We start from the raw sequence: 20,562 nt of genomic DNA, 5'->3' as shown, positions 1-20,562 counted from the left end.
CTTTGAAAATTTGGATTTAATCTAAGTAAGAATCTAAATAAGCTCAACATTTACCATATTGCAAAGCATAGAATGCAGGTTGAGGGTAAATTTTGTTCCGTTTAACAAATCTCTTAACTGCACTATTTCGCAGATAGTAAGATTTCTAGAAAAATTTCTTTTGGTAGTTTCAATCAGCTGTGCATCTGATTGGTCAGATAAGTCATAAAGCATGTTAAGAATATCAACACTATTAACCTTTCTTTGAAAAATCAAAAAATCTTGAATCTTATAACTTGACACAGTATCAACAAAATTGATAATTATACTATTGGTCAAATCACATTGGTAACTGTATCCTTTTTCGGTCTCAAATAATACTTTGGTGGTCAAATCGCTAACTAATGACATTCTGATAAAATTATAACGATGCAAAAATATATAATTTAAGGCAAATAAACACATAATTAAGACTAATTTAAAATAACAAAATCATTTAAAGTTCTTAAAAACAGCCGAAGTGCGTTAAACACTGTAACATTCGACATTATTTTTTGTCTAATTTTAAAAACAAATACCTAAGAAATTATGCAGGCACACGAAATAGATTATCAGATTTTTGGCGAAGAAATGCAGTATGTGGAAATAGAATTGGATCCACAAGAAATTGTAATTGCCGAAGCAGGCAGTTTTATGATGATGGAAAACAATATCCAAATGGAAACTATATTTGGAGACGGTTCGCAACAACAAGGTTCGGGTTTGTTTGGTAAACTTTTAAATGCAGGCAAAAGAGTTCTTACTGGCGAAAGCTTGTTTATGACTGCATTTTTAAATCAGGGTCACACCAAAAGTAAAGTTTCATTTGCATCACCATATCCTGGAAAAATTCTCCCAATTGATTTAACTCAATTTCAAGACAAATTTATCTGTCAAAAAAGTTCTTTTTTATGCGCAGCCAAAGGCGTTTCTGTCGGAATTGAATTCTCTCAGAAATTAGGTCGCGGTTTATTTGGCGGTGAAGGTTTTATCATGCAGAAAATTGAAGGAGACGGAATGGCATTTGTACATTCTGGAGGAACAATGGCTAAAAAAGAGTTAGCTTCTGGCGAAGTCTTAAAAGTAGATACGGGGTGCATTATTGGTTTTACCAAAGATGTAGATTATGATATTGAATTTATTGGCGGCATTAAAAATTCCATTTTTGGTGGCGAAGGTTTATTTTATGCCACTTTAAAAGGTCCAGGAACAGTATTTATACAATCGTTACCTTTCTCAAGATTGGCTGACCGTATTATTGCATCGGCACCGCGATCTGGCGGAAATAGTCGTGATGAAGGAAGCCTACTTGGCGGGCTAGGAAATCTTTTGGATGGTGATAACCGATTTTAATTTATAGAAATGGCTTTTAGAAATGGGAGCCATTTTTTATTGTTTCACAAACCAAACAATGTTATAAATAATTTTATAGCTATTTTAAAGATTTCCTAATTAAATCAAGACATCATGATATTTTACTTAAGCTTTCTTAACTTTGTGCTTCACACAAAAAAATTTCATTTTGAAAACGATTTTATATAAAAATACTAAAATATCATACTCAGATTCTGGAATTGGAAACACAATAGTTTTACTTCACGGCTTTCTTGAAAACAAAAAAATGTGGTTAGAATATAGTAATCTGTTTTCAGAAAAATATCGCGTTGTAGCAATCGACTTATTAGGTCATGGTGAATCTGATTGCTTAGGATATGTCCATAAAATGGAAGACAATGCAGCTGCTGTAAATGAAGTTTTAGAACATTTGGATATTGAAAAAGCTACAATCGTCGGACATTCAATGGGAGGTTATGTTGGTTTGGCTTTCGCCGAATTATATCCAGAAAAAATTCAGAAATTAGTTTTACTAAACTCCACTTCAAAAGAAGACAGCGCGGAGAAAAAATTAAACAGAACCCGAGCCATTAAAGCTGTCAAACAAAATTATGTCAATTTTGTAAGTTTAGCGATTGCAAATTTATTCAGCGAAAACAACAGAATTCGATTAGCAGAAGAAATCGAGAAAGTAAAAACGGAAGCTTTAAAAACGCCTTTGCAAGGAATTATCGCTTCTCAGGAAGGAATGAAAATTAGAAAAGACCGAGAAGAACTGGTTCGCAAAAATTTATTTCCAATTTTATTGATATTAGGAAAAAAAGATCCTGTTTTAAATTACGAAGAAAGCCTTTCTCAAATCGAAGATACGACAGCAGAATTGGTTTCTTTTGAGGACGGACATATGAGCCAGATTGAAAACAAAGAAGCTCTGAAAACTATTTTACTAGATTTCTTCGAATAAAAAAAGAAACTGTCAAAATCAAAAAAGGCCATTTCTAACCTAGGGTTGAAATAGCCTTTTTCTCATTCTTGGGGGCAAATATCGTTATAACTTTGAAGTAATGTCTTTCTTGTATTTAGATAAAGTCGCTCTTGTTAATCCAAGATTTGCTTTAGTAGAATCTACCGCCAAGTAGATAAAATATCTTCCATCTTCAGAAACATCAATAATATGAATCTGATCTGTAAGGGTAATTAAAATATCATTAATTTTTTGATTTAATCCTAAAGCTCTAAGTGCATTTAATTTAGCTTTTACAACTTCTAAATTATAAGCCGAAGCCAATTCTGGATCAAAATCAGATTTTACTGTTAGAGAGCAGTATGACATTCCTGTTTCAACTTCTGTAACCGAAACAGCAATAAATCCGTTAACATTCTCTTTTAAATCGTTTTGAAAATTTTGCAAAAAATCTGACATGTGTATTAAATTTTTGGTTTTAAATTAGTTGTTAAAAATAGAATCCATTTTTCTCAGCAATAGACCCATTTTACTTAAATCTTTAGAAAGCAACGCGATGCAATTATCATCTTGATTTTTGCTTGCTACAACAATTCCATCGTTATTTTTTATCATAACTTGTTTAAGATCTCCATTATTAACGTCTTCAGACATTTCTAGGCACATCTTTAAAATCATTCCGATCATTGCTGCAACATTCCCGTCGTATTCTAAATTAACAGACTCATTCAAGATTCCATCAATATTAAAACTTAGTCCAGACTCTGCGCCAGTCTCTTCTACTAGTGTTTGTAAATCAATCATTTTCTTATTTGTCATGTTTTTGGAAGCGCCAAAGATATTTTAATATTGGCAATTGCGCGATAAACACTTGTTAAAAAAAGATGTAGTATAACGTACTGACGCACTTTTATTTATCACTTAATTAATCCTATTTTTTTGCAAAAAATCTGCAAAAAAAATTAACATAAAAAGCAAATAATACTAAAAACATAACAATTCGCTTAACAAAACTCATTTCTAAAATTAACATTTGCAGATTATTGCATTTGACAAAAGTTTTTCTATAGCTTTGCAAAAAAATTTAACAAAATGAAAACTGTTGACGAATTACGTTTTGACTTAAATGTAAAATTGGAGAAGTTTAGAAGATTTCGTATTGAAAACGGACACATTAACAACTCTACTTCTGGAGAAAAATCTAAAAAAGGTTTTTTCAAAAAAATATTCAGCTAAAAGCATCTAAAAAATTGCCGAATTTATCAGATAACCTTTCTGTATAAGTTCGGCTTTTTCATTGATTATATGCAACTTACCATCACTTAATATTCTTAAATCTGTTGCAATTTCTACAACGTTTCTATAATTGTGATCTGTAACAATTATTCCTTTTTCTTGAGAATTTTCTTTAATTAATAAAGCGACAATATCTGCCATTTTAGGAGATAAACCACTAAACGGCTCATCTAATAATGTAAATTTTGATTGATTAGAAAGTATCAATTTAACCTGAAGATATCGCAATTCTCCAAAAGACAAATCCCTAATTTTTTGATTTAAAAGAGATTTTAAAAAATCATCTTCACAAACGAAACGTGCTTTTTGTTTATCGACAGATAACAAAATGGTTTGCAAAACCGAAAAATGATTTGGAATAAATTGGTTTTGATGTAGATAACCAATTTCATTTAACAAAGTAGAGGTGTTATTTTTTGAAATTCCGTTAACAAAAATACTTTTATTCAAAGCGGACACTATCCCAAATATAATTTTTAACAATGTAGATTTTCCAGAGCCATTTCTGCCAAACAAGCCCATTATTTGACCTGTTTCCAATTTCAAATAAATATCCGAAAGCAATAATTTATTATCAAAGCTTTTTTGAATTCCGCTTACTTCAAGAATATGTTTTTTCAAGATATTTTTTGAATTAAAACCCAAATCGTCGCAGACAGAAATACAAAACCAAAATTTAGCAGAAAACTACAAAACAAAAGCCTACTTTTTGAAAGACCATTGTTCCTATAAAACAAATATTCGTTTTGGCGATACATTTCTTTAAATCCAATGCTTGAAGCAAAACCTAGCGTAGCTATCATCAATAAAAAATGATTAAATCCGCCAAAAAGAAATGCAATGGCAGAAACGGCAAAATTCACAATCAAAGTCGTCTTATAAAATTCAAATATGTTTCTAAATTTCCTGATAAGATGTTCTAGATTTTTTCCTCAAAAGGAATATTAATATCCAAAATCTCCGCTAGCAAATTAGCAATTTCTTCCAAATAAGAATTCAAGATTTGAGGTGACACTATAACATCTAAATCCTTTTCTTCTTTAAAGCCAAAAGGTATAAAACCCGATTTTAAGTTTTTAAAGGATATAATTCCAACTTCTATCGGAAGTCCGCCTGCATGCTTTTCGAACATGAAAGCATAAGCCAAAACCTGAATGATTTTATCATTTTTAAGCTCTTGTGTCAATCCATTCCAAGATTTCAATACAACATTAGACTTTTCTACTTTTCCGGTCTTATAATCGATAATTCGGATTTTCCCATCTCGACGTTCAATTCGATCGACATTTCCTTTAATCAAAACAGGAAATGGCAATTTTGGGTGAACAAACTCGCGTTCAAAAGTCTGCTCTAAAGCAATTATCTGAATCGCTTCATCGTTTTTTACCGATTCTAATTCCATTCTCAAGAAATTAGCCACATTTCGTTTTGCGACTTCAAAAGCCAAAAGATTTCTCCCTTTCTTGATTTCACCTTCTTTATAAACCAACTTAAACTGCTTGAGAACTTCATCATCCAGCAATTTAAAACAATTTAAAAGATCGTTCTCAGAAATAAATTTTCCGATAAAAGGCTCATAAAGCGTTTTTAATGTTTCATGAATAATTGTTCCTAAAGTATTCAAAGCAATATTTTCTTCCACTTCTTCCACTTCCCGAATTCTCAATATCTTCTGAAAATAAAACTCAATCGGATTTCGAATATAACTCGTCAATGCTGAAGGCGAAAAACCATTAACAGCAATCTCCTTCAATCGTTTCATTACTAACTCAGACTTAGGGACAGAAATGGGCTCATAAGCTGTATTTGGAAGATCAGGATTATAAATATCAAAAGTAATATTATGCTGCGGTTTCTTTTCGACTTCTAGTTGCGTAATAAAACGGCTTCGTTCTCCAGCATCCAATCCGTCATTTTCAGTATTATAAATCAAATAAATATTTTTAGCCCTCTGTAATAAATGATAAAAATGATAAGTATAAATAGCATCCTTTTCCTTGAAAGTTGGAAGTCCAAGCTCTCTTTTTACATCATAAGGAATAAATGAATTCTGCGATTTTCCAGCTGGAAATTTACCTTCATTCATAGAAGTTATAATAACAGTATCGAAGTCCAAAACACGACTTTCCAAAACCCCCATGATCTGCAAACCTCGTAATGGCTCACCTTCAAAAGATACTTCCGCTAAATCTACAATCTGTTTGTAAATAGAATGCAGTGTATCTATATTATGAATGTGATGATGTTTAGAGTAATAATTTATAAGCTTATTTATTACTTTAAAAACGCCATACACAAAAGCTTTCGCAATTTTTTCTTCTTCATTGTCATTGCTAAAATGATCTTTAATTGCGATCAACAAAGCCGAAATATTCTTTAAAACTGCAATTGAACCATTTTCCCATTTTTCAAATAGTAAATTAAAAAAAATAGAAGACTCAGGATGTAGTTCTAAAATTTTCTGATGCGTAATAAAAGTATAATTATTCTCTTTTATTATTCTTACTAATCTATGTGCGTTCGCATAAGGCTCAACTAATGGATGCGTTAAAACATCAAGCACATCTTTATAATAAAACACATAACTGCTCCCCTTACGAGAAAGCGCATTGGTGTGCATTTTAAATAATTTGGCAACAAATATCTGCGACGGGTTATTTTTTCCAGAATATCCCATCGTAATATTTAATGCTCCAACAGATGAAGGAAGTGAGTATAAAACGGGAACCAATAAGTTTTCCTCACCTAGCACAACTGCAACTTTATCCAACGAAGCATCAGGATTTTGATCTATTAAATTTTCAATAATACTTCCTGCTAGTTTAGCCTGCCCAATTGTTTTTGGAGTTCCTATAATTTGAATGTTTTTTGACTGTGAAAAATCATCAACAATCCATTCAAAAATATTGGACTTATAATGTTTCCAACTTTCCTTAAATCGTCTTAAAAAAAGTCCCGCATCATGATATGGATCATTTAGAAAAGCCTGATCAGCATCCCAATAAATTCTAGCTTGATCCAAAGCAAGTAAATGTTGCACTATTTTTTCTTCGGCAGCATTCAGAGCATTGAAACCAGCAAAAATAAATGTGCGATTTCCAATAGTATTCGAAAAATGATTAAGATTATTTACTGCTTCTCTGTAAATCAAACCTTGATATCCAATTGACTTAAAAAGTAAATGATTGTACAACGAATCGTAGTACAACGGAAGCAACTTCCAGAAATCTATGTAGTTTTCAAGAAGTTTTGTTTTTTGATCTACTTCCAGCCCCCATCTTTTTATATCTTCAATATCTTTCAGATAAGACAGAACATGCGAAGGATCCAGAAGGTATCTGTCAATTTCATTAAAGTCCTGTAGGAGCGTTTTTGCCCAATTTGCAAACAGCTCAAAAGATTGTTGTTGTTTTTGTTCTGTAATAGATAAATAAACTTCATAAAATTCAAACAAAAGCTCTATCGAATCAACAGAACGAATTGAAGCTACATCTTGAACAAAATCTTCTATACTTGTAATCTCTGGAGCAATAATAGTTTTTGAAGTCTCTTTTTTAAGAGCTTCGATCAAAAAAACTTTTGCCCTTTTATTAGGAAGTATTATTGTAATTTCAGAAAGTTTATCTGCAAAGTCCTGAATTACAACAGAGGCAATTTTTTGAAGAAAAGAAGTATTTACCATAGGATAAAAATAAAAAAAGCCATTCAATTAAGAATGGCTTTTCCTGTTTTATTTAGAAAACTAATTATAGTTTACCTTGGTATTTAGAACCAATGTGTCTAATTTCAGTTCTTCTGTTTTGTGCTTTACCTGCAGCAGTTTTGTTACTTGCAACTGGTTGGCTAGATCCAAATCCTTTAGACTCTAAGTTCTCTGGGTTAACACCTCTTTGAACTAATGCATCTAACACAGCTTTAGCTCTGTCTTCAGAAAGTTTTTGGTTGATTTTAGCAGAACCTGTACTATCTGTGTGTCCTTCAATAGAGAATTTCGCGTTTGGATAGTTTTTAAGGATTTCTTTAATAGCATCTAATCTAGCTTGAGTTTCTTTATCTCCAGTTTTGAAAGTAGCTTTTCCTGAGTTGAAGTATACCGCTCTAGCTTGAACTTTAAGATCTTCTAACGCCTCAGAAGTTACTTCTGGACATCCTCTGTTACTAGCTGGACCAGCAACTGTAGGACAATCGTCATCTTTATCAGCTACACCGTCTTTATCAGCATCTAAGAATGGGCAACCACCGTTTTCTTTAGGACCAGCAACTGTAGGACATTTGTCATCTTTATCAGCGATTCCGTCTCCATCAGTATCAGGACAACCTTTTAAAGCAGCTAAACCAGCAACATCTGGACAAGCATCATCTTTATCAGCAATTCCGTCTCCGTCTGTATCAGGACATCCGTTTAATGCAGCTAAACCAAATACATCTGGACAAGCATCAGAAGCATCAACGATTCCGTCACCGTCAGTATCAGGACATCCGTTGAATTGTTTTAAACCAGCAACATCTGGACAAGCATCGTCTTTGTCATAGATTCCGTCTCCGTCAGTATCTTTACCTCCGAATTTGAAAATTAAACCTGCAGTGTGTTGGAAGTGAGATGGAGTATCAATTTCTCCATTGTAGTCATTTCTTCCAGGATTATCTCCTGAACCTGAAGCAACAGCCCATTTGTATCTTGTAGCAAGCTCAAGACCAATAGCATCTGTAAACCAGAAAGTGATTCCAGCACCTGGGTTAACAGTTCCGAAACTGTCATCCCCTAAGAAAGTATAACCTCCACCAATAGATAACGAAGGATCAACCACTTTAGATTTGATTAATTCTTGGAAGCTGTATTTGATAGTAGCATCAATTCCGTAGTACATTAAGTCACCAGGATTAGTTACAACGTTACCTCTTCCATCATGACCTGGAGCAGTTGGTCTAAAATAAACAGCTTTATCAATTTTGTTTACAGACCCTTGTAAACCAACTGAGAAACCATGTCCTACATATCTATTTACTCCAATGTAAGATAGAGAAGGAAGAATATTCCAGTTGTCTTTTACAGCGAATGGCTGAGAGAAGTGTTGGTCAAAGAAACCACTACCACCTCCTGAACTTGTTCTAGTATCCACAGCATTAACCCCGAAAGAGATCGCCCATGGATTGTTACTGTCTTGCGCGTGAGAACTTAAACCCATCGCCATCAATACAGCAACTAAAAGTTTGTTAAGATGTTTCATACTTAATTTTTTTAATTACAATTTAGTTAATTACAAGCAAAAGTAACACCAAATTTTTTAAATACAAAATGAAATGTTAAAAAAAACCTACAAAAATTTAACCAAAGTGGTAATTATATAACTTTTAACATTTTACCGACAACTGTGAAGGCATTTATAGCTTTATCAAGGTGCTCTTTTTCGTGCGCCGCAGATAGCTGTACTCGTATTCTAGCCTTATCTTTTGGAACCACTGGAAAGAAAAATCCAATTACATAAATTCCTTGTTTCAAAAGTTCATTTGCCATCGTCTGAGATAATTTTGCATCATACAACATAACTGGAACAATTGCAGAATCTCCATCAATAATATCAAAACCTGCTTTTTTCATACCTTCTTTAAAATAGTTGGTATTCCATTCTAGTTTATCACGAAGTGTTGTGTCTTTTTCTAATAATTCAAACACTTTAATTGAAGCCCCAACAATTGCAGGTGCCAATGAATTTGAAAACAAATAAGGCCTAGATCTCTGACGCAATAATTCGATTATTTCTTTTTTCGCAGTAGTATATCCTCCCATGGCACCTCCTAAGGCTTTACCCAAAGTTCCCGTAATAATATCTACTCTTCCCATTACCCCTTTTGCTTCAAGAGTTCCTTTTCCTGTTGCTCCAATAAAACCAGCCGCGTGACATTCATCTACCATAACCATTGCGTCATATTTATCCGCAAGGTCACAGATTTTATCTAGTGGCGCTACAAGACCATCCATAGAGAAAACTCCATCAGTAACAATTAATTTAAAACGAGCTCCCGCTTCATTTGCTTTTATTAATTGCTGCTCCAAATCTTCCATGTTATTATTTTCATAACGATAACGAGCTGCTTTACACAAACGAACACCATCTATAATAGAAGCGTGATTTAAGCTGTCTGAAATAATTGCGTCATTTTCCCCTAATAAAGGCTCGAACACCCCTCCATTTGCATCAAAGGCTGCCGCATACAATATGGTATCTTCTGTACCATAAAAATCAGCAATTTTTTTCTCTAATGTTTTATGAATATCTTGTGTTCCACAAATGAAACGAACAGAAGACATTCCGAAACCATGCGTATCCATTGCATCTTTAGCAGCCTGTACAACTTCTGGATGAGACGAAAGCCCTAAATAATTATTAGCACAAAAGTTCAATACTGTTTCACCTGTCGAAATTTTGATTTCTGCACCTTGAGGAGACGTAATAATACGTTCCTTTTTAAAAATTCCATTTTCCTCAATTGTCTGCAATTCCTTTTGCAGATGTTCTTTTATTTTACCGTACATTTTTTATTTATTTAAAACGTTAAAAATTAACAGCTTAACAAAAATAAAGCTTCGTTTTTCTTTAACATCTGATTAATTTTTTCACAAATTTACCACTTCAATTTCCGTTCCTATATACACTAATGCCTTTTTTAGAACCGTGTATCCTAAATCTTCAATTGCATCCTGATACTCCTGAATTTGCTGCTGGTATTTTGCATTAACAGCTCCAGTTTTATAATCCAACAAATAAGCTTGTTTATTTTCTAAAAACACAACCCTATCTGGCTTTAAAACCCTTCCTTCTTTCTGCACAATAGTCTGTTCATTCAGAACCCTATCTTTTCCATCAAAACAAATATTCAATTCGGGGTGATTTACAATTTCTTTTAGAGTTTTCAAAACCTGATCTACTTGGTCATACGTTATCAAACCATTCTCGACAGATTTTGTTACGGCCAAATCAACATCTGATTTATCTTTCACATAAGCCAGAATCTCGTGAACAATGTTTCCATATGAAATAGCTTCCTGCTGATGCGTCCCCCACATCAAAGCTTCTCGTTGCGCGATTTTAATATTTTTCGGATTTAAAACCTCTCTCACAATAGGAATCGACTTGACTGTATCTACCGTTTTTGTATTTTTTGACAATCTGGTTTTATTTCCAAACTCGTAATTCAATTTTTCTTCTTCATAAACCCCTTCATTGATTAAGAATTTAATAAAAAAAGAAGCCATATTATTCGGATATTCGCCATCGCTTTTAGCTTTTAACGATTGAGAAATTACATACAACTGTTCTTCAGCACGAGTTAGCGCAACATATAGCACATTTATATTATCTAAAAGCTCTTCTTGTTTTTTCAAATTGAAAACTGCCGAAGCGCTTTCGCCAAATCCCTCAACAGCACTGCTATTATCAACCAAAGCTTTTGGAACTCCCAAATCGATCTCCTCTGTATCTAGCCACAACTTATCTTTTGGTTTTCTATTATAATCTTCATCCGCAAAAGGCATAATTACAACTGGAAACTCTAATCCTTTAGATTTATGAATGGTCATAATACGAACCGCATTATTTCCTTCTGGAGACGGGACACTAAATTTCTCGGAATTTTTATCCCAGAAAATCAAAAAGTCTGCAACTCCAGATTGATTTCGAATATCTCTTTCCAAAACAATATCTAGAAAAAACTGCACATAAGCATTTCCTTCAGACGGAAGAATAAATTTAGAAATGATGATTTCTACCGCTTCATACAAAGATTTCTTTCGCACATCTTCAAACGAAAAAGAAACATCAAAAGTCACAAGCCATTCTTCAAATTCTTTTTCAAATCTTTGACTCATTCCCAATGCGATAAAATCATGAACAGGCATTGACAAATCTTTTGTTGAAGAAAGAAAATGCAAAAAGTTGGCTTTCGACTCTAAATCAGCACTATTGTTTAAATATCTCAAAAGATGAATTATCAAACGAACTTCTGATGCATTTTGAATCATCAATGTCTCTGAAGAAAGAAGCGGAACACCTTGTTCTGTCAAATAATTTGCGACCGCAATTCCTTGATCTCTTTTTCTGGTCAGAATTACAATATCTTTATATTCAAAACCTTGTTTAACTACTTCTCGAATTGTATTTAAAGTCGCTAAAACATACAAGTCAGATTTCTCTACAACCTCTTCTTCCTCTACAGATTCATTTTTCTCAGCAATCGGAAGAAAAGAAATGTTTACATAACCGCCTTTCTTTGAATTGGTATTTTGAAAACTGTGATTTTCATACAAATCCTTATAATCTTCATTTGTAAATTCAGCCGAAATCAATTTAAAGAAAGCATTATTGAATTCAATAACTTCACTATAGCTTCTATAGTTGGTATCTAAATGCTTCACTATTTTTTCATGATGAAAAAAAGCGACCTCTTCTTTACTTAATTCGATAAATTGCTCTGCTTTTCCTCCGCGCCAGCGATAAATAGACTGTTTCGGATCCCCAACAATCATCAAAGTTCCTTTATTACCAAAATCATCTAGACCAGAAAGCGAATTATCAATAAGCGGAATCAAGTTCTGCCATTGCATTTCTGAAGTATCTTGAAATTCATCGATAAAAAAATTACGATAGCGCTCACCCAAACGTTCGTAAATAAAAGGTGCTGGCTGATTCTGAATTTCGCGATGAATGATTGCATTGAATTCTGAAATCGATAAGATATTTTGTTCTGACTGAATTTTTGCAAGTTCATTACTCACAGTATTCAGCAAAGAAAGTGGTGTTATATTTTTTAAAAAAGCTTTGTAAAAATCTCTTTTTTCAAAGTTTTGATAAACCTCTTTTAATATTTGAAGCAATTCTGGAATAATATTTTCAATTAATGCTCGGTCTTTTGCCGTTTTGTTAATCGCAATATCATCAAGCTCATGAAAGGTCTTATTTTTTGGATTGAATTTTCCATCTCGAATACTTTGCAAATGATTTGGAAAAGTTCCTCTTGAAAAAGATTTTGGATCAATTCCGTTTTTATCAATCAATTCTATTGCTTTCGTTGCAAGACCTTCATTTACATCTTCCAGATCTTTACAAAGCCCTTGCATCTTCTTTTTAATCTCAACAAACTCTTCAATAGTTTTATCTTGAAAATGAAGAATTTCATTTCGATTGTTTTCATTCAAAACCAATCTTCCGGTTTCCAGAATTTCACGAGAAACGTCCCAACTTTTGTCGTCATCGGTTTTTTCCATTGTAAAATCGATGAGCAGTTTGGTCAATGTTTCGTCTTCTCCTGCTTGTGCAATAATTGCATCAACAGCTTCAACCAATAAATTTTCGGTATCCAAAGTAACTTCAAAAGTCATCGGAAGATTCAAATCATGTGCAAAAGCACGAATAACTTTATGGGTAAATTTATCAATTGTAGAAATATCAAAAGCAGCATAATTATGAATTAAGTGCTTAATGATTTGCTGCGATTTGGTTTTAATTTTAATAATCGAAAGTCCAGTATCACGCGATAAATCCTCCATCAAATCGGCGGCTTTTGGAGACGGGTCGTCTTTTGCAAATTCAGATAGATTTCCAACAATACGGCTTTTCATTTCATGAACCGCTTTGTTGGTAAAAGTAATGGCTAAAATATTTCGATACGCATCGTTTTTTGGAGAAGAAAGAATAATCTTTAAATATTCTTTTACCAAAGTATACGTCTTTCCTGATCCCGCAGAAGCATCATAAATGGAAAAAGACGGACTTTGCATAAGTTTGGTTTTAATATTGTAAAAATAGCACAATTAAATATTAAATCCCAATAATGAAAAATTCCAAATTCCAATTTTTGAAGCACTAATTGCAAACAAAAATTGGAATTTGGAATTTTTTATATTGTATTTTTAAAAATAATTAGTGTTTTGGAAACGCTCTTTTATTGAAAACCAAAAGTATACCTACACCTGTAGAAATTGCAACATCGGCTACATTAAAAATCGCATTAAAGAAAGCAAAATGTTTTCCGCCAAATATTGGAAGCCAACTTGGAAGTTCTCCTTCCCAAATAGGAAAATAAAACATATCGACAACTAAACCATGAAACCATGTTCCGTATGGAACTGGAGAAAAAATAGTCGCTAAGTTATGTGTGCTATCATCAAAAATAACCCCGTAGAAAACTGAATCAATAATATTTCCTGCTGCTCCAGCAAAGATTAATGCAATAGCTGCTATTAAATAATTTGAATGACGCTTTTTTACTGAATCAGAAAGCCACCAGCCAATTCCAACAACTGCAAAGATTCTAAATACGGTCAAAATTAATTTTCCGTACTCTCCAGGAATTTTTGTTCCCCAAGCCATTCCTTCATTTTCTATGAAATGAATTCTAAACCAATCAGCAATTATAAATTCTTCGCCTAAAACGAAATTTGTTTTGACATAAATTTTAGAAAGCTGATCAACAATTAAAACTAAGAATATAAGGAAATACGCTTTTCGTAATGACATTTTATTATTTTTTGATGGGCAAAAATAGCAATTTAATCAAAAAAAACGCTCCTAAAGGAGCGTTAATTCTTTTCTAACAAACTAAACAAGTTTATCTGCTAATCTAAACCTAGTAAAGTTTACTTCTTTACAGCAGCTTTTGCTGGCGTTTTTGGGCTGTCGGAGAAAAATTCTGAAATAGACTTGAATATTCCCTTGCTTTCTTTTCCGGCCGCCAATTTCTTAGCTTCTCCCTTTTTTACATCAGCTTTAAACTTAACGCGCAGTTTTTCAAATTCCTTCATTCTGCGCTCTACATCAGAGTTTACTTCTTTGAATTTCAATGCTTTAGCCATAATGTAAGTTTTTTGTAGTAAATAATTTAAATTATTACTGATTTGGTTCTACAATGATACATAATTTAATTTATATTTGTTAATAAAAATTAACACTTGTTTAGGATAACTTGAATTAATTTTTAAAAAAGAATACCAACACAAACTGAATTTAACATTCCTCCCAAAATCCTACAAAACATGAATGAAATCACAACTACACTAAATGACTTTCTTGTCAGCACAAAATCTACTGCTGCATTAATTTTAAATGGAAAAGGAAAACTTATCACTTCCTTAAATCTTGATTACGGCGACAGTATTGCCGCAATGAGTGCAGCTATTTTATCTATGAGCGAAAAATTCTTAATTGATTTGGAAAAAGGCTCTCTAAAACAATTATATCTAAAAAGTGCCGAAGGCGTTATTGTTGGAAACAAAATAAGCGGCTCTAACTTTATCGTTGCTTTCTCTAAAGAAGGAAGTAACCTAGCATTATTGATGCGCTCTACAGAAGAAGTTTCTGCAGAATTAAGCAAAAATTCACTATTGAAATAACATAAAATTCTATTAACAAATAACCCAAATGAACTATGAGCAATGATTTTTTAAACGTGTTTTTGAACGAAATGAAAAGCAACGTAAACGGCTTTATCGCTGTAGCAGTAACAGAAATTGAATCTGGATTAAGCTTTGGAAATTTAACTGTCGATCCAAGTTTTGATCCTGAACTTGCAGCAGCCTATAACTTAGAAGTTGTAAAAGCTAAATTGAGCGCTGTAAAAGCACTAAACCTAAACCAGGACATCGAAGATATTTTGATTACTCTTTCTAATCAAATTCACATTATCGATATTTCTCCAAACAAAAAATTCATGATCTATCTTGCTGCTGATGCTTCAAAAGCTAATTTAGGCATGACAAGAGCTATTTTAAGAAAACATAAAGCTGATGTTGAAAAAAATCTAGCATAACTTTCTTAAACATATACACTGAAAAAACCGTCCTTAAAGGCGGTTTTTTTATTTAAAAAGCAGACTAAAAACCAAAAAGAATCCAAACAAAATAGTTCTTACAAAAACGAACACCTTCTCTTTGAAATTATTTTGAATAATTATAGATAATTTCTTTCAAAGAACAAACTAAGCAATAAACACACTCATAGCTAAATGTTAAACAAAAAAAGCGCCCCTTAAAGGAGCGCTTTTTCTCTTACGTAGTTCTACGCAATCTTATCTTTGCAAGTTTTTAGCTTCGATACTCATTGTTGCATGAGGAACGATTTTAAGCCTTTCTTTGCTAATTAATTTACCTGTTACTTTGCAGATACCGTAAGTTTTGTTTTCTACACGGAATAAAGCATTTTTTAAGTCACGAATGAATTTCTCTTGTCTGATAGCCAACTGAGAGTTTGCTTCTTTAGACATGGTCTCACTTCCTTCTTCAAAAGCTTTAAAAGTTGGAGAAGTATCGTCGGTACCGTTATTCAAATCGTTCATATAGGCACTTTTGATCAAATCAAGATCTTCTTGTGCTTTTTTAATTTTTGCTTGGATTATTTCTTTGAACTCTGCTAAATCTGCATCAGAGTATCTTGTAATTTCATCTATCATTTTCTACTATTTTGAAATTAATATAATGGTTCTAATATCATCAAACTCAATTTCTGTGCCGTTTTCTAACGTGTCAGCAAAAACCAGTTCGTCTGTTAATGTTTCAGACTTAATATAGTCTTCATTTTTTGAAACCGCATCTTCTAAAATACCGTTTCTTTTTATTTGTACTTTAATCTTATCCGTAACTTCAAATCCTGAATCTTTACGAATGTTTTGTATTCTATTTACTAACTCTCTAGCGATACCTTCATTTTTTAATTCTTCGGTAAGAGTAATATCAAGCGCAACTGTTATTCCGTTTGAATTAGCAACCAACCATCCTTCGATATCTTGTGATGTAATTTCCACATCTTCTAATGATAAAGTTACACTATTTCCTGCAATAACAATATCTAGCGTTCCTTGCTTGTCCAGCTGATTGATCTGATCTGCAGAAAAACCTTGTATCTCCTTAGAAATCAAGCCCATGTCTTTACCAAAACGCGGCCCAAGAGCTTTAAAATTAGGCTTAATCTGCTTAACCAAAATACCAGAAGCATCGTCTAAAAGTTCGATTTCTTTAACATTTACTTCGGCTTTTACAAGGTCAGAAATTGCTTCGATTTCAGCACGCTGATTCTCGTCAAGTACTGGAATCATTACCTTTTGCAGAGGTTGACGAACTTTAATCATCTCTTTTTTACGTAGTGATAAAACCAAAGATGAGATCGTTTGCGCCTTCTGCATTTTGCTTTCCAACGTTTTATTAACAAAGTTTTCGACAAATTTTGGGAATTCAGCCAAGTGAACACTAGCAAAATCCTCAGTTCCCGTCAAAGTTGTTAAATCACGGTATAATTTATCCATAAAAAATGGAGCTACTGGAGCGCTTAGTTTACTGATTGTAAGCAAACAAGTATAAAGCGTTTGGTAAGCTGCAATTTTATCCTTTGCATATTCCCCTTTCCAGAAACGACGACGGCATAAACGAACGTACCAGTTGCTTAAGTTTTCCTGAACGAAGTCAGAAATTGCTCTTGTCGCTTTTGTTGGCTCATAATCTTCGTAGCATTCGTCTACAAATTTGATTAACGAATGTAATTCAGAAATAATCCATTGATCGATTTCTGGCCTTTCGTTTAACGGAATTTCGGCTTCTTCATATTTAAATCCGTCGATGTTTGCATATAATGAGAAGAATGAATAGGTATTGTAAAGTGTTCCGAAGAATTTACGTTTAACCTCAGCAATTCCTTCAAGGTCAAACTTCAAGTTATCCCACGGATTTGCATTCATAATCATATACCAACGTGTAGCATCTGGACCGTTTTCTGCAATGGTTTTAAATGGGTCTATAGTATTTCCTTTACTCTTAGACATTTTAATTCCATTTTTATCCAAAACCAAACCGTTTGAAACTACGTTTTTGTAGGCTATTTTATCAAAAACCAAAGTTCCGATTGCATGCAAAGTATAAAACCATCCACGAGTCTGATCTACTCCTTCCGCAATGAAATTTGCTGGAAAATCTTTGTTGCCATCAATTTTTTCTTTGTTTTCAAAAGGATAATGCCATTGCGCATACGGCATTGCTCCAGAATCGAACCAAACGTCGATTAGATCACTTTCGCGCTTCATTGGTTTTCCAGAAGCTGAAACTAAAGTAAGTCCATCAACAACATTTTTATGCAAATCGATTAAATCATAATTTGACTCAGACATGTTTCCGATTTCAAATCCTTTAAACGGATTTTCTTTTTGGAAACCTGCTTCGATCGATTTTTCGATTGCATTGTACAATTCTTCAACAGAACCGATAATAACTTCTTCTGTTTTATCTTCTGTTCTCCAAATTGGCAACGGAATTCCCCAATATCTAGAACGAGATAAGTTCCAATCGTTGGCATTTTTAAGCCAATTTCCAAAACGTCCTTCACCAGTAGATTTAGGTTTCCAATTGATAGTTTCGTTCAGGTCGAACATTCTATCTTTTACATCGGTTACTTTTATGAACCATGAATCTAGAGGATAGTATAATAACGGCTCGTCTGTTCTCCAGCTGTGTGGATAACTGTGCACGTATTTTTCAACTTTAAAAGCTTTGTTTTCTTCTTTTAAACGAATAGCGATTTCAACATCTACAGATTTCTCTGGAGCTTGTCCCGCATCGTAATATTCATTTTTAACATATTTACCAGCCAAATCACCTACATGAGAAGTAAATCTTCCTTGTAAATCTACTAATGGAACTGGAGTTCCGTTTTCGTCTAAAACCAACATTGGTGGCACTTCTGGTTTTGCTTCTTTTGCTACTTTAGCATCATCTGCGCCAAAAGTAGGAGCTGTATGCACAATTCCTGTTCCATCTTCAGTTGTAACGAAATCACCTGCGATTACTCTAAATGCGTTTTCAGCATTTTCATAAGGCAATACGTAAGGCAATAATTGCTCGTAACGGATTTCTACTAAATCTGCTCCTTTTGCTTCTGCTAAAATTTTGTACGGCAATTTTTTGTCACCGTTTTTCACATTGTCAAAATCAGCATCATCTTCACTTAAGAAAAACCCTTTCCCGAATTGTTTTCCAACTAAGTTTTTAGCTAAAATAACATTGATTGGCTCAAAAGTATATTGATTGAATGTTTTTACTAAAACATAATCGATTTTTGGCCCAACTGTCAACGCTGTATTTGATGGAAGTGTCCAAGGAGTTGTCGTCCAAGCTAAAATGTGAATATCTCCAAAACCTTGCAAGAATGAAGGTAATGTTTCTGGCAATGTTTTAAACTGCGCTACAATTGTAGTATCAGTAACATCACGGTAAGCTCCTGGCTGGTTTACCTCGTGAGAAGACAATCCTGTTCCTGCTTTTGGAGAATACGGCTGAATTGTGTATCCTTTGTACAACAAACCTTTATCGTAGATCTGTTTCAAAAGCCACCAAACCGATTCCATATATTTTGGTTTATAAGTCACATACGGATCTTCCATATCAACCCAATACCCCATTTTTTCGGTCAAATCATTCCATACGTCGGTATAACGCATAACGGTTTTTTTACACGCTTCGTTATATTCTTCGATCGAAATGGTTTTACCAATATCTTCTTTTGTAATTCCTAATTCTTTTTCGGTACCCAATTCAACAGGCAAACCGTGAGTATCCCATCCAGCTTTTCTTTTTACTTGAAAACCTTTTTGAGTTTTATATCTGCAAAAAATATCTTTAATCGCACGTGCCATTACGTGGTGAATACCAGGTAATCCGTTTGCTGAAGGCGGACCTTCAAAAAATACGAAAGGCTCAGCACCTTCGCGAGTTGTTACACTCTTTTCAAATATATTTTCTTTCTTCCAAAAATCAAGAACTTCAGACGCTACAGTTGGCAAGTCAAGTCCTTTGTATTCAGTAAATTTTGTACTCATTTTATCCTTTTCTTAAACGAGGTGCGAAAGTAGTAAATTTAAGTCAGAAGTAGAATATCTAAAGCCAAAAGTTGGCACTTTTAAGACAATTTTTAAGAGTAAAAAAGAAATCATTATCAAAACAAGAAATTAAGAGCGCTTTTTTTCAACATTTCTTAATTCAAATACACTTTTCTAAAAGATTAACAGCATTACAGTTTACAGTGATGATTTTTTGTTAAATTTTAACATATCGAAATCTATTATTAGGAATTGTAAGATTAATAATTGTAGTTTTATACCCAACTTTAAAAAATGTGTATGAGAACAAAATTACTTATCTTATGCTTACTTACAGTAAGTTTTGCAAAAAGCCAGAATCTTCTACAAAACGGTAGTTTTGAACAATTTACCGCTGACGCTCCTGATTCATGGACCATAATTTACGGAGCTACATCAAAAGAAGAAACAATTAAAAACGTTGGAACTTCAAGTTTAAAAGCCACAACAGTATCAGGAAATATACAATTAAAACAAGAATTTGCTGTATCCGAAGGTGTTGATTACACTTTACAATTTGACTATTATATTCCAGGCCCAGCATCCCCTCTTAATATAGGAAGTCTGTCATATGAAATTACAAAGGTTTCTTCAAATGGTTCTGTCTATCTTGATGCTCCGATGGCTCCACTAGTAAATAAGGAGTTTGGAGTTTGGAAGACAATCACATATGATTTTAAAGCACAATTCTTTCCAGGTGCAACATCAGCAACTTTAGCTACATATTTTACAGCTTCATCTATGTATGCTGATGCTTCAATTTATTTTGACAATGTGATAGTAGCAAAAAAAGGCACGTTAGGCACTGTTGATTTTGATAAAAAAACCAACCCTATTGCATCTATGTCTAAAGATGAAATAAAATTAAGCAATGATTTTAAAAATTCTTCTTATGTAATTTACTCTATCGATGGTAAAGCAGTAAAAAGAGTCAACAATAACTCATCTGAAACTATTGCAATTTCTGGATTACCAAACGGAGTTTATTTATTAAAATTAAACGACTTAGGCACTTCAGTTAAATTCATCAAATAATAAGGTTAAGCAACCTAAAACAAAAA

At 33.2% G+C, this 20,562-nt stretch carries 18 protein-coding genes; 6 read left to right on the top strand and 12 right to left on the bottom strand.

Features of this window, described 5'->3' with window-relative positions; all coding sequences use genetic code 11:
• Positions 1–33: 33 nt before the first annotated feature.
• Positions 34–390 carry a hypothetical protein gene (locus NCC77_RS06880; protein WP_250834925.1) on the bottom strand — a complete coding sequence of 119 codons (357 nt, stop codon included), beginning with the start codon at positions 388–390 and terminating at the stop codon, positions 34–36.
• Between the two features lie 177 nt (positions 391–567).
• Between NCC77_RS06880 and NCC77_RS06875 the strand changes: the two genes are divergently transcribed.
• The gene (locus tag NCC77_RS06875; RefSeq protein ID WP_250834924.1) at positions 568–1,371 is read left to right on the top strand and encodes a TIGR00266 family protein; all 804 of its coding nucleotides are present in this window, start codon (positions 568–570) and stop codon (positions 1,369–1,371) included.
• A 169-nt stretch (positions 1,372–1,540) separates the two neighbouring features.
• Entirely contained in the window at positions 1,541–2,317 is a 777-nt protein-coding gene (locus tag NCC77_RS06870) for an alpha/beta fold hydrolase (protein ID WP_250834923.1), read from the top strand.
• Positions 2,318–2,401: 84 nt separating this feature from the next.
• Here the strand turns inward: NCC77_RS06870 and NCC77_RS06865 are convergent, their stop codons facing one another.
• Together NCC77_RS06865 and NCC77_RS06860 are read right to left on the bottom strand one after the other, a co-directional pair.
• Positions 2,402–2,776 (bottom strand): hypothetical protein, encoded by a 375-nt coding sequence (locus NCC77_RS06865; RefSeq protein WP_095928390.1) that lies wholly within the window; start codon positions 2,774–2,776, stop codon positions 2,402–2,404.
• Between the two features lie 24 nt (positions 2,777–2,800).
• Complete coding sequence (locus NCC77_RS06860; RefSeq protein ID WP_250834922.1) at positions 2,801–3,136, bottom strand: roadblock/LC7 domain-containing protein; 336 nt, start codon at positions 3,134–3,136, stop codon at positions 2,801–2,803.
• A gap of 273 nt (positions 3,137–3,409) precedes the next feature.
• Between NCC77_RS06860 and NCC77_RS06855 the strand changes: the two genes are divergently transcribed.
• Positions 3,410–3,553: a hypothetical protein gene (locus NCC77_RS06855; protein ID WP_248728558.1), complete on the top strand. Its 144-nt coding sequence runs from the start codon at positions 3,410–3,412 to the stop codon at positions 3,551–3,553.
• A 6-nt stretch (positions 3,554–3,559) separates the two neighbouring features.
• Here the strand turns inward: NCC77_RS06855 and NCC77_RS06850 are convergent, their stop codons facing one another.
• From NCC77_RS06850 to NCC77_RS06820, 7 genes are all read right to left on the bottom strand, one after another.
• On the bottom strand, positions 3,560–4,177 hold the full coding sequence (locus NCC77_RS06850; RefSeq protein WP_284705087.1) for an ATP-binding cassette domain-containing protein: 618 nt from the start codon (positions 4,175–4,177) through the stop codon (positions 3,560–3,562).
• Between the two features lie 355 nt (positions 4,178–4,532).
• Complete coding sequence (locus tag NCC77_RS06845; RefSeq protein ID WP_250834920.1) at positions 4,533–7,295, bottom strand: PD-(D/E)XK nuclease family protein; 2,763 nt, start codon at positions 7,293–7,295, stop codon at positions 4,533–4,535.
• 64 nt (positions 7,296–7,359) lie between these two features.
• Positions 7,360–8,841, bottom strand: coding sequence for an OmpA family protein (locus NCC77_RS06840; RefSeq protein ID WP_250834919.1), 1,482 nt, complete (start codon positions 8,839–8,841; stop codon positions 7,360–7,362).
• Between the two features lie 113 nt (positions 8,842–8,954).
• Positions 8,955–10,148: a glycine C-acetyltransferase gene (gene kbl / locus NCC77_RS06835; RefSeq protein WP_201999468.1), complete on the bottom strand. Its 1,194-nt coding sequence runs from the start codon at positions 10,146–10,148 to the stop codon at positions 8,955–8,957.
• Positions 10,149–10,229: 81 nt separating this feature from the next.
• Positions 10,230–13,388 carry a UvrD-helicase domain-containing protein gene (locus NCC77_RS06830; protein ID WP_250834918.1) on the bottom strand — a complete coding sequence of 1,053 codons (3,159 nt, stop codon included), beginning with the start codon at positions 13,386–13,388 and terminating at the stop codon, positions 10,230–10,232.
• 142 nt (positions 13,389–13,530) lie between these two features.
• Positions 13,531–14,127 (bottom strand): lipoprotein signal peptidase, encoded by a 597-nt coding sequence (locus NCC77_RS06825; RefSeq protein WP_250834917.1) that lies wholly within the window; start codon positions 14,125–14,127, stop codon positions 13,531–13,533.
• 119 nt (positions 14,128–14,246) lie between these two features.
• Positions 14,247–14,462, bottom strand: coding sequence for a hypothetical protein (locus NCC77_RS06820; protein WP_250834916.1), 216 nt, complete (start codon positions 14,460–14,462; stop codon positions 14,247–14,249).
• A 180-nt stretch (positions 14,463–14,642) separates the two neighbouring features.
• On the opposite strand from NCC77_RS06820, the gene NCC77_RS06815 reads away from it, so the two are divergent.
• Positions 14,643–14,999: a roadblock/LC7 domain-containing protein gene (locus NCC77_RS06815; RefSeq protein WP_091494460.1), complete on the top strand. Its 357-nt coding sequence runs from the start codon at positions 14,643–14,645 to the stop codon at positions 14,997–14,999.
• A 35-nt stretch (positions 15,000–15,034) separates the two neighbouring features.
• The gene (locus NCC77_RS06810; protein ID WP_250834915.1) at positions 15,035–15,415 is read left to right on the top strand and encodes a hypothetical protein; all 381 of its coding nucleotides are present in this window, start codon (positions 15,035–15,037) and stop codon (positions 15,413–15,415) included.
• 258 nt (positions 15,416–15,673) lie between these two features.
• Here the strand turns inward: NCC77_RS06810 and NCC77_RS06805 are convergent, their stop codons facing one another.
• Both NCC77_RS06805 and ileS read right to left on the bottom strand, forming a co-directional pair.
• Positions 15,674–16,054, bottom strand: a complete 381-nt coding sequence (locus tag NCC77_RS06805; RefSeq protein ID WP_012022792.1) for a TraR/DksA family transcriptional regulator — start codon at positions 16,052–16,054, stop codon at positions 15,674–15,676.
• Positions 16,055–16,060: 6 nt separating this feature from the next.
• Positions 16,061–19,462 (bottom strand): isoleucine--tRNA ligase, encoded by a 3,402-nt coding sequence (gene ileS / locus NCC77_RS06800; protein WP_250834914.1) that lies wholly within the window; start codon positions 19,460–19,462, stop codon positions 16,061–16,063.
• A gap of 300 nt (positions 19,463–19,762) precedes the next feature.
• Between ileS and NCC77_RS06795 the strand changes: the two genes are divergently transcribed.
• Positions 19,763–20,536, top strand: a complete 774-nt coding sequence (locus tag NCC77_RS06795; protein WP_250834913.1) for a T9SS type A sorting domain-containing protein — start codon at positions 19,763–19,765, stop codon at positions 20,534–20,536.
• Positions 20,537–20,562: the final 26 nt, after the last annotated feature.

It is taken from the genome of Flavobacterium tyrosinilyticum, assembly GCF_023656565.1.
Classification (GTDB): Bacteria; Bacteroidota; Bacteroidia; order Flavobacteriales; family Flavobacteriaceae; genus Flavobacterium; species Flavobacterium tyrosinilyticum.
This window is presented reverse-complemented; position numbering and strand designations above follow the sequence as displayed.

Bases quoted from the DNA above. Each gene is read 5' to 3' on its own strand.
- NCC77_RS06880 (WP_250834925.1), bottom strand. From the start codon at position 390: ATGTCATTAGTTAGCGATTTGACCACCAAAGTATTATTTGAGACCGAA.
- NCC77_RS06875 (WP_250834924.1), top strand. From the start codon at position 568: ATGCAGGCACACGAAATAGATTATCAGATTTTTGGCGAAGAAATGCAG.
- NCC77_RS06865 (WP_095928390.1), bottom strand. From the start codon at position 2,776: ATGTCAGATTTTTTGCAAAATTTTCAAAACGATTTAAAAGAGAATGTT.
- NCC77_RS06860 (WP_250834922.1), bottom strand. From the start codon at position 3,136: ATGACAAATAAGAAAATGATTGATTTACAAACACTAGTAGAAGAGACT.
- NCC77_RS06855 (WP_248728558.1), top strand. From the start codon at position 3,410: ATGAAAACTGTTGACGAATTACGTTTTGACTTAAATGTAAAATTGGAG.
- NCC77_RS06845 (WP_250834920.1), bottom strand. From the start codon at position 7,295: ATGGTAAATACTTCTTTTCTTCAAAAAATTGCCTCTGTTGTAATTCAG.
- NCC77_RS06840 (WP_250834919.1), bottom strand. From the start codon at position 8,841: ATGAAACATCTTAACAAACTTTTAGTTGCTGTATTGATGGCGATGGGT.
- kbl (WP_201999468.1), bottom strand. From the start codon at position 10,148: ATGTACGGTAAAATAAAAGAACATCTGCAAAAGGAATTGCAGACAATT.
- NCC77_RS06830 (WP_250834918.1), bottom strand. From the start codon at position 13,388: ATGCAAAGTCCGTCTTTTTCCATTTATGATGCTTCTGCGGGATCAGGA.
- NCC77_RS06825 (WP_250834917.1), bottom strand. From the start codon at position 14,127: ATGTCATTACGAAAAGCGTATTTCCTTATATTCTTAGTTTTAATTGTT.
- NCC77_RS06820 (WP_250834916.1), bottom strand. From the start codon at position 14,462: ATGGCTAAAGCATTGAAATTCAAAGAAGTAAACTCTGATGTAGAGCGC.
- NCC77_RS06815 (WP_091494460.1), top strand. From the start codon at position 14,643: ATGAATGAAATCACAACTACACTAAATGACTTTCTTGTCAGCACAAAA.
- NCC77_RS06810 (WP_250834915.1), top strand. From the start codon at position 15,035: ATGAGCAATGATTTTTTAAACGTGTTTTTGAACGAAATGAAAAGCAAC.
- NCC77_RS06805 (WP_012022792.1), bottom strand. From the start codon at position 16,054: ATGATAGATGAAATTACAAGATACTCTGATGCAGATTTAGCAGAGTTC.
- ileS (WP_250834914.1), bottom strand. From the start codon at position 19,462: ATGAGTACAAAATTTACTGAATACAAAGGACTTGACTTGCCAACTGTA.
- NCC77_RS06795 (WP_250834913.1), top strand. From the start codon at position 19,763: ATGAGAACAAAATTACTTATCTTATGCTTACTTACAGTAAGTTTTGCA.